The following is a 17,716-nucleotide window of genomic DNA, read 5'->3' as shown; positions in this document are numbered from 1 at the left end:
CCACCGGGTTCGACTTGCCCACCGGAAGCGGTATTGTTCAACAGTCGAAACCGGCGAGCGCGGGCTGACCTGCCCGGGCAACGCTGACGACTGACGGAGGAACGACATGGACTCAGACACCTCGGCGACGGGAAGCGGTCTGCGCCGCACGATCGGCCTGACCGAACTCATCTTCATCGGGCTGGTCTTCATCGGGCCGGCCGCGGCGGTCGGCGTCTTCGGCACCCTGGACGCCCGCTCGGGCGGAGCGGTTGCCCTCGTCTACGTCATCGCGACCATCGTCATGTCATTCACCGCGATCAGCTACATGCGCATGTCGCGGGAGATCCCGCGCGCAGGCACGGTCTTCGCCTACGCCTCGGCGGGCATCGGCCCTCGGACAGGTTTCGTGGCCGGGTGGATGATCCTTCTCGACTACCTCTTCATCCCCTCGGTCGCCTACCTCTTCACCGGGATCGCCCTCAATTCGATCTTCCCCGCAGTCCCCGTCTGGGTCTTCACCGCGGCCGCCGTCGTCCTGACCACAGGACTCAATCTCGCGGGGGTCAAGGTCGCTTCCCGGGTGATCACGCTGGTGGTGATCCTTGAGGTCATCGTGCTGGGACTGGTCCTGGCGTTCGGAGTCGCGCATCTGGCCGCGCACGGACCGGCACGCGACTGGCTGTCCCCGCTGACCGGAGTCGACGCGTTCTCCATGACCGCGATCCTCGGCGCCGTGTCCGTCGCCATCCTCTCCTACCTCGGATTCGACTCCTTGGCGACTTTCGCCGAGGAGGCCAAGGGCGGTCCGCGGATCGTCGGCCGAGCCACGCTCATCTGCCTCGTCATCGCCGGCCTCTTCTTCGTCGCCCAGACCTGGGTCGGGTCGCTTCTCTCCCCCGTGACACCTGCAGAGCTGCGGATGGCACCCGAGCTGGAGGGCGCGGCCTACTACAGCGCGGTCGACGCCACTCTGGGCACGTGGCTGCATTGGCTGCTCGCGTTCGCCAAAGGCGCCGGTGCCGCTTTCTCCGCGATGATCGGTCAGGCGGCCGGATCCCGGATCCTCATGGACATGGGCCGACAGGGGCGGGTGCCGCGATTCCTCGCCGAGGTGTCTCCTCGTTCCGGGGTTCCGTGGAAGGGGATCCTCCTCGCCGCCGGAGGCAACGTCATCGTCGCCGGGTGGGCGGCTTCACGCGCGGACGGACTCGACCAGCTCACCTCGATCGTCGACGTCGGGGCGCTGACCGCCTTCGTCTTCGTCCAGGCCTCGGTCGTCGGTTACTTCCTCGTCAAGCGCCTCGGCAGCGAGAATCCCAGCTGGTTCCATCACGGACTCATCCCCGTCATCGGGGGCGTGCTGCTCATCCTCGTGCTCGCCAACGCCAGACCGCTGGCTCTGCTCATCGGAGTCGTGTGGCTGGTCATCGGGGTGCTCGTCTACCTGGTGCAGCGTCGCCGAGGCGCTCTGGCGGTGGAGTGAATGACCCGGTCGCTCAGCCGGCAGCGGCGGGGATCGTCTCCGTCTCCCCTGCCCCCATCCGGTTCCAGGCGTCGAGTCCCGCGATCTTGTAGGCTTCGGCCAATGTCGGATAGTTGAAGGTGTTCTCGACGAAGAAGTCGACGGTTCCGCCGAGGTTGATGACCGCCTGCCCGATGTGGATGAGTTCGGTCGCGCCCTCGCCGATGATGTGGGCTCCGAGAAGGCGACGCGTCCGACGGTCGAAGACCAGCTTGAGGAAGCCGGCGTCCACGCCCATGATGTGTCCGCGCGACGTCTCCCGGAACCGGGCCACCCCGACTTCGTAGGGCGTCCCGCTCGAGCGCACCTGCTCCTCCGATCTGCCCACAGTCGAGATCTCGGGGACGGCATAGATTCCGTAGGGGAAGCTCTCGGGAGGCTTGGGCACCGGTGCGCCGAATGCGTGGCACGCTGCGACACGTCCTTGTTCCATCGATGTCGAGGCCAGGCTCGGGAAGCCGATCACGTCCCCGGCCGCATAGATGTTCTCAGCCGCAGTCTGGAACGTCTCCGGATCGACCTTGATCCGACCGCGCGAATCGGGTTCGATGCCGACGGCGTCAAGGCCCAGGCCGGTGACGTTGCCGGCACGTCCCGCAGCGTAGAGCACCATCTCGCTGTGGACGATCCGACCGTCGGACAGGGTCACCCGCGTCCCGTCCTCGACCTTCTCGATGTCGGAGACCGACGCTCCCAGCCGCAGCTGCATGCCCCGGTCACGCATCTGATGGACGAAATCGTCGACGATCTCATGGTCGACGAAGTCGAGAATGCTCTGGCGGGGTTCGACGAGGGTCACGGGAACGTCGAGCGCAGAGAAGATGGTGGCGTATTCGACTCCGATCACCCCGCCTCCGATGACTGTGAGAGTGCGCGGCAGTCGGCCGAGCTCGAGGATCTCGTCGCTGTCGAAGACGTGGTCGCGGTCGAAAGGCACATGCTGCGGGCGGTGCGGACGTGTGCCGACGGCGATGAGCGCATGGTCGAAGCCGATCTCCGTCACCTCGCCGTGCTCCCCGGTCAGCTGCAGCAGGTGTTTCGACAGGAACTTCGCCGATGCTCTGATGTGCCGGATCGCGTTGCGCATGAACTGGTGCTGGAGCACCTCGACCTCATGGTCGAGGGTCTTGTGCAGCCGACGGATGAGGTCGCTGATGCCGATCTCCTGTTTGACGCGGTATCCCCTGCCGTAGAATCCGCGCTCTCGCCAGCCCGAAAGATTGAGCACGGTTTCACGCAGCGTCTTCGAGGGGATCGTCCCCGTATGCACCGACACTCCTCCGACCCGGCTGCCCCGGTCGACGACGAGCACTCTTCTGCCGAACTTCGCCGCCTGAACCGCAGCGCGACGACCCGATGGACCACTTCCGATGACAACCATGTCGTAGTGCTGCATGACGGCTCCTTTGTCGTGTACACAGCGATGACGCCGTCAGCTTACCGGAGCGGGGCACCCTGGTTACTCGAAGAAGCTCGCCGAGGCCTCGTGGGGACTGCCGATGACGTGCTTGAGCCCGGCGCCCTCGGTTGCATAGCGCTCGAGTTCCTCGGCGGGGACCATCGCGCCCCCGGTCAGCCAGATGAGATGAATCGTCGATGCGTCCAGCGGCCACGGAACCCTGGCCCCGGTTGCGTCCTCGACTGACTCTGCGCCGGTCTCCGCTCCGGCCGTCTGGGATGCGGCTGCGACCGCGCGCCAGGGGATCGTCAGTCCCGCTGTGGCTGAGGGTTCGACGTCGATTCCTTCTCGCTCGTGGAGGATGCCGACACCCGCTTTGATCACGTCGTCACTGACGGTCGCGAATGCCGAGATGAGCGGGTTGATGACCGGTCCGATGAAGCGGGACGGCCGGGCGACGGCCAGGCCGTCGGCCGCCGTGGCGCCGCTGAGGCCGATGTCCTGGACGGCGATGTCATTGTGCAGACCAGTCCTGACTCCCGCGAACATCGCGGGAACAGTGCTGGGTTCGACGAACACGCAGTGCACATTGTCGCCGAACATGCGTTTGAGTCCGTAGGTCACCCCGCCGGGGCTTCCTCCGATCCCGCAGGGAAGGTAGACGACGAGGTGGTGGCCGGCGTCGACCGGAACGCCGAGATCGGCGAGCTGCTCCTTCAGTCGCAGCCCCGCCACCGAATAGCCGGCGAACAGACTCACCGAGTCCTCATCGTCGACGAAATGGGTGCGCGGGGCTCCTTCGGCGGAGGCACGTCCGGCTTCGACCGCTGCGACGAAGTCCCCTTCGTATTCGATCACCTCCACGCCGTGACTGCGCAGCTTCTCCTTCTTCCACTCCCGGGCGTCGGCGGACATGTGGACCGTCGCGGCGAACCCGAGAGTGGCGCTGAGGATCCCGATCGACAGCCCCAGGTTCCCCGTCGACCCGACGACGATGTGGTGGGTGCGGGCCCTCTCCTGGAACTCCTCGCTGCTGTACGTGGCGGGATCAGCGGGGTCCATTCCGTACTCCGCGGCGACCGCCTCGGCGTATTCGAGGACCTCGTGGAAGCCTCCGCGCGCCTTGATCGATCCGCTCACGGGCAGGGCGTCGTCGCGTTTGAGCCACAGCCGGCCGGGCAGTTCGACGCCGAGGAGCTCGTCGAGTTCGGTCTTGGCTGCGGGGGCTTCGACGAGAGGGGACTCGATGATCCCTCCCGCCTCGGCGGTCTCCGGGAATGCGGACGCGAACCAGGGCGCGAAGCGCTCGAACCTCTCAGCGGCCGCCTCCATCAAGCTGTCATCGACGGCAATGTCGCGCATGACCTCGTCGGTTCCGGGAAGCGCGGGACGGAACCAGGTGGTCGGGACCTCCGCGGCCAGTGAGCGGATCACCTCGTCCTCGGACGGGGAGACCGGTTGGGCGTCTGTGTGTTCGGAGTTCATGATCGCGGTTCCTCCACAGAGATCGGGCTCCGACCGCACCGAAGCGGTCGCATCGTACTGTCTTGACTCTAACGCCGATGCGGTCGACTCAGAAGAGGCGCCGATGCCGCGACCATGGCTCAGCGCACACGCGTTCGAGGTTCTTTCGCTTTGGCAAGGCTAACCTTAGAAAACTGCAGTAGACTCGATCGTGAAAAGCCCTCCAGGCGGCCCGGACCCCACCCTGACCACTGTCGCCGACGACCGAGTTCCCGCGAGGAACGAAGGAGCACCCGTGTCACGAACACCTCTCGCTTTCGAAGCCACCGTCGTCGCGATCGAGGACCTCAGCCCCTCATTCCGGCGGGTCACTCTCGGCGGTCCGGGCCTCGAGGACTTCGGCGTGGCCGGACATCCCCGCGATCTGCGCTTCAAACTCGTCATTCCGCCGGCCGGCGCGACCGAGCCCACGTTCGACCTGCTCGGATTCCTCTCCGCCGACCATGAGCCCGGCATGTCCTGGTACCAGTCCTGGCTCCAGCTCGATCCGGCCGTGCGCGGGTGCATGCGCACCTACACGGTGCGGGAATGGCGCGATGATGCCCGCGAACTCGTCGTCGACATGGTCCTCCACACCGATGCCGACGGCCATTCGGGCCCCGCGGCGAGTTGGGCACAGACCGCCGAGGTCGGACACCGGCTGCACATCATCGGACCCTCACGCCTGGCTGGCCCAGAATACGGCGGGGTGGAGTTCGCGCCCGGCGACGCCCGGCAGATCCTCCTGGCCGGAGACGAGACCGCAGTTCCTGCGATCGCGTCGATCCTCGACTCCCTTCGCGCCGCCGAGGTGGCCGGGCGGGCGATCCTCGAAGTCCCGTCCCCCGCCGACTTCCTCGAGATCGACGCTCCCCCCGGGATCGAGGTCCAGTGGCTGCCTCGCGGTTCGGCCGCTCATGGTGAGCTCCTCGAACCCGCGGTGCGCGCGGCCGTCCGGGCGGAATCGCGAGTCCTCGCCGAGGTGGGTGCGCCGGAATCGGTCCGCAGGAGTTCCGGAGTCGACCTCGAGGACGTCGACATCGACGCCGAGATCCTCTGGGACGTACCGGCGGCCCTGACCCAGGCCGCACAGGGCAGCTCCAATGGCACCTCGGAGGACGCGCGGCCCTTCTACGCCTGGATCGCGGGAGAGGCCGGACCGGTCAAACGGCTGCGCCGCTACCTCGTCCAGGAAGTCGGCGTCGCCCGCCGACAGGTCGCATTCATGGGCTACTGGCGTCAGGGCCGCGCCGAGGGCTGAACGCGTGCGAACATCTTCCCGGGATTGAGGATGCCGAGCGGATCGAGGGCGGTCTTGACGGCGAGCTGGATCCGCTGAGCGCCGGCGTCGAGCTCCTCACTCAGCCACTCGCGTTTGAGATAGCCGATTCCGTGCTCACCCGTGATCGTTCCGCCCAGTTCCAAACCGGCGCGCATGATGTCGCCGAAGACCTCCTGAGCCTTCGCCGTCTCGTCGGCGTCCGAGGCATCGAAGAACACGGAAGGGTGGGTGTTTCCGTCACCGGCGTGCGCGACCAAGGCGATCGTCAGCCCTGATCGTGAGCGCAGCTCGTTCAAGCGGTCGCAGAATTCGGGCATCGCCATGCGCGGCAGGCACACATCGTCGAGCAGCTGGCCACCCCCGTGGGCATGGGCGAACCTCTCGTACGCGGGCTGGATCATCCGCCTGGCCGCGACGAGTGCGGCGCTGTCGGCAGGATCATCGGAGTACGCGACGTCGAGTGCGCCGCAGCGCTGAGCCACCTCGGCGAACATCTCCATGGTCGACTGCGAATCGAAAGGATTCTCGTCGACCTGCATGATGAGCATCGATCCGGCCTCGGCGTCGAGGCCGAAGTCGCCGAACTCGTTGAGCATGGACAGGCTGGAGGCATCGAGGAACTCGAGCAGGCTGGGGACTCCCCCGGCGGCCATGAAGTCAGCGACCGTCTGCAGCCCGGTGCGCTCATCAGGGAAGGTCGCGACGGCGGTGAGGGGATCCGGCAATGCCGGGACGAGGCGCAGCGTCGCCTCGACGATGATGCCCAGGGTGCCCTCCGACCCGATGAACAGGTGGCGCAGGTCGAGCCCGGCCACCCCCTTGGCCGTCTGCGGACCCAGGGTCGTGACCGTCCCATCAGCGAGAACCACCCTCAGGCTGCGGACGTAGTCCCGGGTCACCCCGTACTTCACACAGCACAGCCCGCCCGCGTTGGTGGCGATGTTGCCCCCGATCGAGGACAGGGCCACCGAGCCGGGATCCGGTGGGTAGGACAACCCGTACGGGGCCAGGTGGTTCTTGAGGTCCTGGTTGATGATCCCCGGTTGGACGGTGACGAGGCGTTCGGCCTCATTGACGGCGACGACCTGATTCATCCGCGAGACGTTGAGCAGGATCGCGCCCTGGGAGCCGTTGGCCCCGCCGGAGATCCCCGAGCGAGCGCCCTGCGGGACGACGGGCACGCGGTTCGCGGTGGCGAACCGCATGACCTCCGCGACGTCGTCCACCGAGGCGGCCCTGACCAGTGCGATCGCACCCTCATGGGGGCAGAAGAGCGCTTCGTCGCGGGCATGGGCGGCGACGATGTCAGGGTCCGTGGTCAGCGCGCCCGGACTCAGCCGCGCGGCCAATCCGTCGATCGCGGACTGATCGATGGTCGCCGGCTGCTGCGCGGCGATCGGCTGTTCGGCCGGTTGCCGGAGTGCGGAGGACTGCTCGCTCGCCCCCTGGTCTCCTGTCATGTGTCTCCCCCTGTACTGCGTCTTGAGCGCGCCTGCGGTGCGGTCGGCTGTCGTCCTACTTGGCCGCCGAGGAATCCACCTTATCGGGAGCCGGGGCGGCCTTGAGGATGAGGGTGACGATGCCGGCCGCGACCATGGTGGCGCCGACGACCCACATGCCGGCGTTCTGGGTGCCGGTGAGCTCGGCCAGCCAACCGGTGATGTAGGGGGCGAAGAATCCCGCCGAGTTGCCGAGTGAGTTGATGAGGGCCAGGCCTGCGGCCGCTGCCGCGCCGGCGAGGAACGTCTGGGGCAGGGGCCAGAACGAGGGCAGAGCGGCACAGATCGCCATGCAGGTGATGGTGACGGCCACCATCGTGGTGAACGGTGAGCTCATGTACAGCGCGACGGGGATGGAGATTCCGCCGACGAACAGCGGCAGCGCCACATGCCAGACCCGCTCATTCGTCCTGTCTCCGTGCCTGGACCAGAAGTACATGGTCAGGGCGCCGAAGCCCCAGGGGATCGCGGTGATGAGCCCGATCTGCACGATGGAGAAGTCGGTGCCGAAGCTCTCCTTGAATCCAGCGATGATCGTGGGCAGGAAGAAGCTCAGGGCATACAGACCGTAGACCATGCCGAAGTAGACGAACGACATCGCCAGCACCCGCGGCTGCAGGAGGGCGCGGCGCACGGGGTAGTGGAAGGTCTCGGACTTCTGCTGATCCTCCGAATCCATCCGTGTCTGCAGCCACTCCCGCTCCTCCGGAGTCAGCCATTTGGCATCCCGCGGGCGATCGGTGAGATAGAAGAGGCAGATGATGCCGAGCACCACGGCCGGCAGACCCTCGACGAGGAACATGAAGCGCCAGCCCGAGAAGTTCGCGAACATCTCGTCGCCGCCGGCGATGATCCACGAGGACAGCGGCGTTCCGATCACACTCGACATGGGGATCGCGAGCATGAAGAGCGCCGTGGCACGGGCGCGCACGCTGGAGGGGAACCAGTACGTGAGGTAGAGGATGATGCCGGGGAAGAACCCCGCCTCGGCGACGCCGAGCAGGAAGCGGAGCACGTAGAGCCATCCCGCACTGGGGACGAAGGCCATGAGGGCGGCGACGAGTCCCCAGCTGACGAGGATGCGAGCGAGCCATTTGCGCGCCCCGAACCTGTGGAGGGCGAGGTTCGAGGGAACCTCGAGCAGCAGATACCCGAAGAAGAAGATTCCTGCCGCGAACCCGAACTGGGTGGCCGTCAGCCCGAGCTCCTCATTCATCCCACCGGGACCCGCGATGCCGAGATTCGTGCGGTCGAGGTAGTTGATGAAGTACATGACGATGATGAAGGGGATGAGTCGCAGAGTGACCTTCTTCAGCGTCCGCTTCTCCATCGCGGCGTCGGCCGGCGATTGCCCACTCATGGACGAGTTCACCTCGGATGACATGTGATCTCCCTCGATCAGGACCGGGCGCGCTCCTCTGCCCCGGTGCACTACGGGATCACATTACGCCCGGCCAGGTCCCCTGTCGCCGATATCCGCTCCGATTTCCGGTAGTTGGGATCGGGGTCCGGGCGGGAGCGTCAGCTCACTCCGCCGCGATGTCCACTGTCTCGGGCTGCCGTGCTTCCTGCTCCTCCGGCTTGCGGATGAAGAACGCGAGCACCACCGGAACGAGGGCGATGAACCCCGCGAGCAGGAAGGCCGATTGCGCTCCCGGTGCACCCGCCTCGGCGATGCTGCGGCCGGAGGCCTGTCCCGCGTGCAGGGCCGAGGAGTAGATGGAGATGAGCAGCGCTGTGCCGGCGGCGCCGGCCACCTGCTGCAGGGTGTTGAGCGCCGCCGAACCGTGGGAGTACAGCTTGCGGTCGAGCGAACCGAGGGAGGCGGAGAACAGTGGGGTGAACGACGCGGCCAGGCCCAGGGACATGACGGTCTGGATGCAGACGAACACCCACGCGGGGGTGCCGATGCCCACGATCGAATACGCGAACATCGCCACCATGATCATCGTCGCTCCGGGCACGAGGAGCACGCGCGGTCCGCTGGCATCGTAGACGCGTCCCATCACCGGCCCGAGCAGTCCCATGAGGATCGATCCCGGCAGCAGGACGAGCCCCGACTGGGTGGCGTTGAGACCGATGACGTTCTGCAGATACAGCGGCAGGAGGGAGAAGGTGCCGAACATCGACAGGGCGACCACTGCCATGATGACCACGGAGATCACATAGTTCCGCGAGGTGAAGACGCGCAGGTCGAGCAGTGCGCCGTCGCGCTTGATGAGGACCAGCTGTCGCCACACGAAGAGAGCGAGGAAGATGACGCCTGTGGTGATCGAACCCCAGGCCAGGCCCGCCGAGGAGCCTCCGGAGTCTCCGTGGCCGCCGAACTGGCTGAGCCCGAAGACGATGCCGCCGAAGGCGAGCGCGGAGACGACGATCGAGAGGACGTCGATCGGGGCGCGCGTGGTCTCGCCGAGGTTGGTCATCCATTTCGCTCCCAGTGCGAGGGCGACGAGGGCGACGGGCAGGACGATGGCGAAGAGCCAGCGCCAGCCCAGGGAGTCGAGGACGATGCCGGACATCGTCGGACCGATGGCCGGAGCCAGGGAGATGACGAGGCCGACGCGACCCATCATCCGCCCGCGCAGATGCGCCGGGACCACGTTCATCATGGTGGTCATCAGCAGCGGCATCATGATTCCGGTGCCCGATGCCTGGACCACTCGACCGACGAGCAATGCCGGGAATCCGGGGGCGACGAGGCAGATGAGGGTGCCCGCGGAGAAGAGGATCATCGCCGCGAGGAACACCTGGCGGGTGGTGAAGCGCTGGATGAGGAATCCGGTCGTGGGGATCACGACCGCCATCGTGAGCATGAATGCGCTGGTCAGCCACTGACCGAGTTCCGGTGGGATGCCCAGTGTGGCGTTGAGTTCCGGGATCGCGATGGCCATCGTCGTCTCGTTGAGGATGGCAACGAAGGCAGCGACCAGCAGCAGCCAGATCACCCGCATTCCCGCCGGGTCGATGGTGTCGGTGTGCGTGGTTGGGGGTGAGCTGTCGCTGGACAAGGGTGTGCTCCGATCACATGGTCGAGTCGATGACTCCGAGCCGGACGCCGGTGCGTCGTCGATTCGGGGTCTGCCGCAGAGGGGAGTACGCGCGGACACTTCAGGCAACCGCCTGTCGTCCCGAGTTATTCCGCAGCCCCGCAGTGAACCACGACACGGGGTGAGGGTGGGCGCGCCTCAGCTCAGGGCCGCTGCCCGGGCACAGGCGGCGTCGGCATGCTCGATCCGTGCCCGGGCAGCTCGTCGGAGGATCTGCTTCGCGGCGATGTCCGCCCCGGCCAGCAGCGGAGACGATTTGTGCGGCGTCGCACCGATCGCGCTTCCGGGCTGGGTGGTCGAGGCGGGGATCCCGAGCACGACGACGCTGGAGTCGACCTGTCCGGAGGCGTCGACGAGGTTGTGGCCGAGATCGGCGTCTTCGCTGACGAGAGCGCCGGTGGCCTCGATGTAGTCGGTTCTCACTCCGTCAACGGCATGGATGCGGGCACGCCCACTCGTCAGCAGCGACTGGAGCAGCGGGTCGTCGGTCGCGGTCACCTTCCCCTTCGACATCCGGGTCTCGAGCAGCACCCGCGACTCCGCGACGCGGCCGGTGATCGCGGAGGTGGCGCGGAAGCAGGCCTTGTCATCGTCGAGCTCGATGATGGTTTCGGGCCCCAACAGGTCGACGACGCCGGATTCGATGAGCGCGAGGACTCGCCTCACTCGCTCCGAGGGCGGTCCGGAGGCGAGGAAGAGTCCGTCGGCGTCGAACCATCCGTGCAGGTCACGCACGAGGGACTCCCCCGCGACGGCGCCGATGGCTCCGAGGTCCTGAGCGGCGTTGCGCAGCACGCTCATCACCCGATTGACGGCGGCACGGGGGTGGGTGGCGGCTTCACTCATGGAGCCGAGTTCGTCGGTGATGAGGCGATCGACGAACTCCGCCCACTCCTCGGCGCTGACACTCTGTCCGCGGGTGGGGCGGCGCAGATCGGCGATGGTCCAGTTCCAGCGCGGATCGACGACCGCCTCGGCGAGCACCCGATCGACTTCCTCGCCCGTGCCGCAGCCTTCCAACAGCGGGATCCAGGCCGGACCCGGAGCAGCGGCGGGGGTGGATCGCTCTGCCCGCAGGTCGGCGCGAAGCGCCTCCGGTGCCCATGCGGACAGAGAGGCGAGGTACTGATCGGCGATCTCCTTGGCGATCGTCGGCCACACCTCGGCGGCGAAGTCGAGATTCCTGCGTCCCCGCAGCTCGGCGAACCACTCGGACGTCGCCCAGCGCGGACGATAGTCTCGCTGTGGGCTGTAGGGGACGGGTTTGGACCGGTACGGCATCCCCCGGCCCGATCCGGCGACGATCCGCGGCTCCCATCCCGAGGGGAGGTAGCGCAACCTGCCGTGCGGGTCGCCTGCCACCGATTCGAACCGGCCGCCCCACTCCTCGACGAGGCCGCCGATGACGTCGAAGAAGTTCGCACCGAGGCCGCGCACCAGCACGGTCTCACCGGCGGGCAGTCCGGAGAAATCGCGTTCGGCCGGCATCCCCGGTCGAACGTAGCGCAGCCCGTGCGCGTCGGCGAAGTCGATGCAGGCACGCACATGGGCGTCCGGCACCGACTGGACCATGCCCTGAGCAAGGACCACGGTCGGAGCTGCGAGCCGGCGCCCATCGGCGAGGACGACGCTCGTCGCCTCGGTGCCGCCGTCGGTGGATTCGACGTTCACCGATTCGACGTGATCGACGCGATCGAGGTCGACGGCGAGGGCGGTGAACTCGGCCAGTTCGATGAGAGGGTGCGCTGCCGCGGCGTCGAGCTGATCGCGGTAGTAGACGCCCTGGAGGCGCCGGGAGGTGAAGTCGAGGGCGCGCAGGGCGCCGGCTTCGGCGGCGACCCAGTCCCCTGCCGGATGCTCGCCGGCACGCGCGACGTCGTCCATCCAGTCGACAAGGGAGGGCCCCGGTGAGGGTGGGCCGCTGAGTTCGGTGGATTCGTCCGGGTAGATGGTCGTCGCCGAGGCAGTGGTGTTGTTGAGGTACTGTCCCGGCTGAGACGTCATCCACGTCGCCCCCGGGCCCACCTCCAGGGCGTCGACGATGGCGATCCGAAGCGGCGTCCCGGTGCGGCCCGGGTTCTGTCGCTCGTCAGCGCCGAGGCGCGCGGCCACCCGGATGAGGGTGGCCACTCCTCGCGGGCCACCGCCGACGATCACGGCGTCGAAGGTCTGGGAGGTCGGCGCTGAATCGCTCAACAGTGCGGGGGCGGCGGAGGAATCGGATGTCACCACTCAACTTTCGCAGATTTCCGCCGGGATCGCCTCCTGCCGGTCCGAATCCGTCATGTTCACCACGGTCCCGCTGTCGCGCGGCTGACTCCAACCGCCGAACATTGTTGGGCGATCCAAGCGGCCGTGAACGACCTCCGACCCGGTCAGCTCGGCTGCTCTTCTGTGTCGACCATCCAGGACACTCCGAAGCGGTCGACACAGGCTCCGAACGCCTCTGCCCAGAATGTCTTCTCCAGCGGCATCTGAACCTCTCCTCCGTCGGAGAGTGCGCCGAACACCGACCGGGCGGTCTGCGTGTCGGGAGCGGTGTAGGACAGGGCCACCCCGGTCTTCGGTCCTCCGTCGCCGGTGGGGTCGTCGGATCCCATGAGCAGGGTGTCGCCGAACTTCAGCACAGCGTGCATCACGCTGTCGTCCGGAGCACCGGGCATCCGGTGGTCCTCGGGGGCGTCCTTCATCCGCATGATTGAGACCTCACCTCCGAAGATGCCCTGGTACATGTCGAATGCCTCAGCACATTGACCGTTGCTGTAGAAGACATATGCGTTGATCGCCATGTCGTTCACCTCTCGATTGCCTCTGCGATTTCGGACGACGTCGTCCACGTACCAGTATCAGCCGGGCAGTCCACGACGGCGATAGTAATCGGGGTTCGACAGTGGTCGGGGTTCGACGACGGCCCAGCAGAACCCCTCCGAATCCAAGTGCGCCCGGCTCAGGTGCAATCGCTCCTAGCGGACGACTTCCCGCCGGATGTTGTCGATGCGCCGCGTCCAGCCACGGGAATCGAGGTGTTCGAGCAGCGGGATGACGACCCGGCGGGTCGTGCCCAGTGCCTTCCTCGCCTCGCTCGTCGTGAACGGCTGGTCCAACCCGGCAAGCAGCCGCATCGCCTGCGCCGGCGTGCGCGGAGAGACGACCACCCCGTCGCCGAGGCGCAGGAGTCGTCCCGCGCCCTCTGCCACCGCGAGCTCCCGCACTCCCAGACCGAGCTCGCGCAGGTCGTCGGCCTCCGGGGCCGCGAAGGGGTTTGCCGCCAATCGGCGTTCCACCTCGGCGACCCCGGCCTCGGCGGGACCCAGATTCGCTGAATGGCCAGGAGGTCGCGCCATGCCTTTGACGATCTCGAGACCCGACGCGGCGATGACCACGGAGACGAGATCCGCGACCGGTCGTGCCGCCTCACCGCCCGACGTCGCCGAGGGCAGCGGCGGTCGGGTCCGTCGCAGCTCTTCGGCGACCGCCTTCTCCGGCACGCCGGCGATCAGGGGCTGCGCCGCCAGGGTCTTCGTCACGAAGATCCGCGCGGCGGCAGTCCAGGTCTCCAGCGTCGGGCGATGGACCAGCCAGCCGGCAACCGGCTCCACGACATCCTCCGGCAGCGCCTCGGGCACCGCGAGCCCGAAGCCCGACAGTCGCTCACGTTCGACGGCACCGCGGCGAGCCACCTCGGCGCGGATGTCTCCCGTCTCCGGGCGGCCGGTGAGCTCAGCCGTCCGCCGGGCTCCGGCACCTCGGCGGTCCAGCTCCGGCGGATCGACGTCGAGGACGATCGCACCGGCGAAGACGTTGCGGCTGCCGGGATTGCGCAGGACGAGCCGATCGGTGACCTGCAGGGGCAGCGCATGCTCGAGGGTGAGGCGAGCATGATCGGCGTCGAAGGGCCGCACATGGACCTGGACCGCGGCGGTGCCGATGTGGAGCATGAGCTGTCGCACGCCGGAGTCGAGGTCCTCTCCCATGCTCCGACGCACGTCGATGACGTGGACAACCGGCCAGGTCCCCGGGGTGATGAGGGCAGCGCCGCGGTGGACGTCGTCGGCTGGGACATCGCGGAGATTGACGGCCACGCGGGCGGTCGGGGTGACGGTTCCGACCGACGAATTGCGGCTCTGCAGCCCGCGCACGGTGACCGTGCGCGGGCTCGTCTCCCCGACGAGCTGGAGGCGCTGGTCCCGGTGCAGGGTGCCGGCGGTGAGAGTGCCGGTCACGACGGTTCCGGCACCGGTGATCGAGAACCCGCGGTCGACCCACAGGCGCAGGCGGGCACTCGCGTCGGGAGCCGGCGTCTCCGCCAGCACCTCGTCGAGCTGATGAACAAGTTCATCGATCCCTTCCCCGGTGGTCGCGGAGACGGCGATGGTCGGAGCGTTCTCGAGCGGTGTGCCCCTCAGCTGTGCCCGGACCTGCGCCGAGGTGGCGGCGACGGAGTCGGGGGCGAGGTCGGCTCGGGTGATGACGACGATTCCGCGGGTGATGCCGAGCGCGGTGATGGCGTCCCTGTGGTCACTCGACTGCGCCTGCCAACCCTTGTCAGCGGCGATGACGAAGCAGACGACCGGCGCCGGTCCGACGCCGGCGAGCATGTTGGCGAGGAAGCGTTCGTGTCCCGGGACGTCGACGAAGGCGAGTTCCCGGCCGGAGGGCAGCGTGGTCCAAGCGAAGCCGAGGTCGATGGTGAGTCCGCGCTTCCTCTCCTCGGCCCAGCGGTCCGGTTCCATGCCGGTCAGGGCGCGGACCAGGGTGGACTTGCCGTGGTCGACGTGACCGGCGGTGGCGACGACGTCCATTCTCAGGTCCTCGGCTCGTGCGGGGCGGCATGCTCACCCTGCCGTCCCGTACGCACACTCTCCTGCGCGGCACGGACGGCGGCGGCCACCCGTTCGTCCTCGGTCTCCGGGATGCAGCGGAGGTCGAGCAGGCATCGGCCCTGGTGGGATCGGGCGACGATGGCTGGGTCGCCGAGGCGCAGGGCAGCGGCCAGGTCTTCGGGCAGTTCCACGGCCCAGCCGGGCAGAGGCACGCCCGGCGCTCCTCCGCCTCCGACTCGACCGTCGTGGGCGACGACCGCGGCGCCGACGGACTTCGCGACACGTGCGGTGCGGTCCCCCAGGTGGTCGAGGTCGATGTGGAGTGCCTCGTGGACCGGGTTGCCGGGGCTCGTCACCGTCGCCTCGATCGCGGCGAGGGTGAGTTTGTCCGTGCGCATCGCCCGAGCCAGGGGGTGCTTGGCGATCCGCTGCACGGCGTCGCTGCGACCGAGGACCAGTCCTGCCTGGGGGCCGCCGAGGAGCTTGTCCCCGCTGACGATGACGACGTCTGCTCCCGCCTCCAGGGCGGTCGTGATGTCGGGTTCGTCCGGCAGAGCCGGGTCGGGGACGAAGAGCCCGCTTCCGAGGTCGGCGATGAGCGGCAGTCCCTGCTCGTCGGCGAGGGCGCGCAGGCTCGAGATATCGGCTTCGGCGGTGAAGCCCTCGACGCGGAAGTTGCTCGTGTGGACTTTGAGCAGGCACCCGCTGGTGGGTGAGATGGCTCGGGCATAGTCGTCGAGGTGTGTGCGGTTCGTCGTGCCGACTTCGCGGAGTGCGGCGCCGGTCGTCTGCATGAGGTCGGGCAGGCGGAACCCGGCGCCGATCTCCACGAGTTCGCCACGGCTGACGATGATCTCTCCGATCCGGCCGGAGGTGTTCGTCGCCAGGGCGGTGACAGCCAGCAGCAGAGCAGCCGCCCCGTTGTTGACGACCAGGGCGTCCTCGGCCGCGGGGCAGGCGCGCAGCAGAGCGTCCCTGGCCCCGGTCCCGCGGCGGCTGCGCTTGCCTGATCCGAGGTCCATCTCGACGTCGACGTACCCGCCCGCCGCGGCGACAGCGGCCTGCGCTGCGGGCGACAGCGGGGCACGGCCGAGATTGGTGTGGACGATGATGCCGGTGCCGTTGAGCACGGGATTCAGGCTGGAGGGGCGCCGGGACTCAAGGGCGGAAATGACGCGGTCCTCCACCTCGGCGGCGGGGACAGACCCCTCCCGGGCGGCGGTCTGCACCTGGGTGATGACGGCGCGGACGGTCGCTTCGGTGAGGCGCTGGCCTGCGTCGACGACCGCGGGGAGGGAGAGCAGATGATCAGTGCGCGGGATGTGGCGGCGAGGATCCGCACCGGTCATTGCTGCTTCCTCCCGGAGTCGTGAAGTGTGGCGGAGACGGACGGGAATCGAACCCGCCAGACCGAGATGCTCGGTCTCACCGGTTTTGAAGACCGGGGGGCCCACCAGGACCCGGACGCCTCCACCGAGAATCCTACCCGGCCCGCTCGGTGCTTCCCGACGCGCCTCGTCCGGTGCGCCTCGACCTGGGCGCCTTGTCCGGGGCGCCTCGACGAACGTGCTCGATGCTCGCCCGCGCCTCGATGTTAGTCTCGCCGTATGACTGTGAGCACCGAACGGCTGACCTCGTACGCCCACGGCGGAGGATGCGCATGCAAGATCCCGCCGGGCGAGCTCGAGGATGCGGTGCGCGGACTCGTGGGACAGAAGTCGGAGACCATCCTCGTCGGTCTCGACGACGGTGATGATGCCTCCGCCGTGCTCGTGCGCGACGGCCTCGCGGTGCTGTCGACCGCGGATTTCTTCACTCCCGTCGTCGACAGCGCCTATGACTGGGGCCGGATCGCTGCGGCGAATGCGCTCTCGGACATCTACGCGATGGGCGGGACGCCGGTGACGGCGATCAACCTCGTCGGGTGGCCGCGTGAGCTGCTGCCGATGGAGCTGCTCACCGAGGTGCTGCGCGGGGGTCTCGACGTCGCCGCGCAGGCGAACTGCCCTGTTGCCGGCGGCCATTCGATCGATGATCCGGAGCCGAAGTACGGCATGGCCGTGACCGGCGTCGCCCACCCGGATGAGCTGATGCGCAACGACTCCGCCGAGGTGGGACTGCCCCTGACGCTGACGAAGCCGATCGGGGTGGGTGTCCTCAACAACCGCCACAAACTCACCGGGGAAGTCTTCGACGAGGCGATCGCGACGATGACGGAGCTCAACGCCGATGCCTCGCGCGCCGCCGTCGCCGCGGGGATCAGGGCCGCCACCGACGTCACCGGGTTCGGTCTGCTCGGGCACCTGTTCAAGATGTGCCGCGCCTCGGGGGTCGGCGCCGTCATCGACCATTCCAAGGTTCCCGTGCTCGATGGTGTCCGTGGTTTCATCGCCGACGGAAATGTCACCGGCGGCTCGCGCCGCAACCTCGATTGGGTCCGTCCGCATCTGCGTGCCGATGACGGCATCTCCGAGGAGGAGCTCGTGCTGCTGGCCGACGCTCAGACCTCGGGCGGTCTCCTCGTCGTCGGCGAACTGCCGGGCCATCCGGTCATCGGAGAGACCGTCCCCGGTTCGGGCATCCGGGTGCGCTGAACCGTCTGCGACGCATCGCGCGGTGCACCCGCTCCCCGAAACGGTTACGTCCCCATCCGGAC

The 17,716-nt window shown here is 67.9% G+C and carries 12 protein-coding genes and 1 tRNA gene; 3 read left to right on the top strand and 10 right to left on the bottom strand.

Translation table 11 applies throughout. The features are described 5' to 3' along the window. The first annotated feature begins 106 nt into the window (after positions 1-106). Positions 107-1,465, top strand: a complete 1,359-nt coding sequence (locus RIT73_RS04285; RefSeq protein WP_309130814.1) for an APC family permease — start codon at positions 107-109, stop codon at positions 1,463-1,465. Positions 1,466-1,478: 13 nt separating this feature from the next. Here the strand turns inward: RIT73_RS04285 and sthA are convergent, their stop codons facing one another. Continuing rightward, on the bottom strand, positions 1,479-2,900 hold the full coding sequence (sthA, locus tag RIT73_RS04280) for a Si-specific NAD(P)(+) transhydrogenase (protein WP_309130813.1): 1,422 nt from the start codon (positions 2,898-2,900) through the stop codon (positions 1,479-1,481). A 63-nt stretch (positions 2,901-2,963) separates the two neighbouring features. After that, a complete protein-coding gene (locus tag RIT73_RS04275; RefSeq protein WP_309130812.1) occupies positions 2,964-4,388 on the bottom strand; it encodes a D-serine ammonia-lyase in 1,425 nt (474 codons plus the stop codon). A gap of 274 nt (positions 4,389-4,662) precedes the next feature. Between RIT73_RS04275 and RIT73_RS04270 the strand changes: the two genes are divergently transcribed. Next, a complete protein-coding gene (locus tag RIT73_RS04270; protein WP_309130811.1) occupies positions 4,663-5,667 on the top strand; it encodes a siderophore-interacting protein in 1,005 nt (334 codons plus the stop codon). Here RIT73_RS04270 and RIT73_RS04265 read toward each other — a convergent pair. The 8 genes from RIT73_RS04265 to RIT73_RS04230 all read right to left on the bottom strand — a co-directional run bounded on the left by RIT73_RS04265 (position 5,646) and on the right by RIT73_RS04230 (position 16,532). Then, positions 5,646-7,148: an FAD-linked oxidase C-terminal domain-containing protein gene (locus RIT73_RS04265; protein ID WP_309130810.1), complete on the bottom strand. Its 1,503-nt coding sequence runs from the start codon at positions 7,146-7,148 to the stop codon at positions 5,646-5,648. The genes RIT73_RS04270 and RIT73_RS04265 overlap by 22 nt on opposite strands. Before the next feature lie 55 nt (positions 7,149-7,203). Next, on the bottom strand, positions 7,204-8,547 hold the full coding sequence (locus tag RIT73_RS04260; RefSeq protein ID WP_309130809.1) for an MFS transporter: 1,344 nt from the start codon (positions 8,545-8,547) through the stop codon (positions 7,204-7,206). A 166-nt stretch (positions 8,548-8,713) separates the two neighbouring features. Then, on the bottom strand, positions 8,714-10,141 hold the full coding sequence (locus tag RIT73_RS04255) for an MDR family MFS transporter (protein ID WP_309130829.1): 1,428 nt from the start codon (positions 10,139-10,141) through the stop codon (positions 8,714-8,716). Positions 10,142-10,375: 234 nt separating this feature from the next. Continuing rightward, entirely contained in the window at positions 10,376-12,466 is a 2,091-nt protein-coding gene (locus tag RIT73_RS04250) for an FAD/NAD(P)-binding protein (protein ID WP_309130808.1), read from the bottom strand. 146 nt (positions 12,467-12,612) lie between these two features. Next, positions 12,613-13,026, bottom strand: a complete 414-nt coding sequence (locus tag RIT73_RS04245) for a VOC family protein (RefSeq protein WP_309130807.1) — start codon at positions 13,024-13,026, stop codon at positions 12,613-12,615. A gap of 174 nt (positions 13,027-13,200) precedes the next feature. Next, complete coding sequence (gene selB, locus RIT73_RS04240) at positions 13,201-15,039, bottom strand: selenocysteine-specific translation elongation factor (RefSeq protein WP_309130806.1); 1,839 nt, start codon at positions 15,037-15,039, stop codon at positions 13,201-13,203. Between the two features lie 2 nt (positions 15,040-15,041). Next, the gene (gene selA, locus RIT73_RS04235) at positions 15,042-16,409 is read right to left on the bottom strand and encodes an L-seryl-tRNA(Sec) selenium transferase (RefSeq protein ID WP_309130805.1); all 1,368 of its coding nucleotides are present in this window, start codon (positions 16,407-16,409) and stop codon (positions 15,042-15,044) included. 28 nt (positions 16,410-16,437) lie between these two features. After that, positions 16,438-16,532, bottom strand: a tRNA-Sec gene (locus RIT73_RS04230). 135 nt (positions 16,533-16,667) lie between these two features. On the opposite strand from RIT73_RS04230, the gene selD reads away from it, so the two are divergent. Next, positions 16,668-17,654 (top strand): selenide, water dikinase SelD, encoded by a 987-nt coding sequence (gene selD, locus RIT73_RS04225; RefSeq protein ID WP_309130804.1) that lies wholly within the window; start codon positions 16,668-16,670, stop codon positions 17,652-17,654. The last annotated feature ends 62 nt before the right edge of the window (positions 17,655-17,716 follow it).

The sequence above is a fragment of the Brevibacterium sp. genome (genome assembly GCF_031179145.1).
Classification (GTDB): Bacteria; Actinomycetota; Actinomycetes; order Actinomycetales; family Brevibacteriaceae; genus Brevibacterium.
The sequence above is the reverse complement of the archived record's forward strand: the minus strand, read 5'-3'. Positions and strand labels throughout refer to the sequence as shown.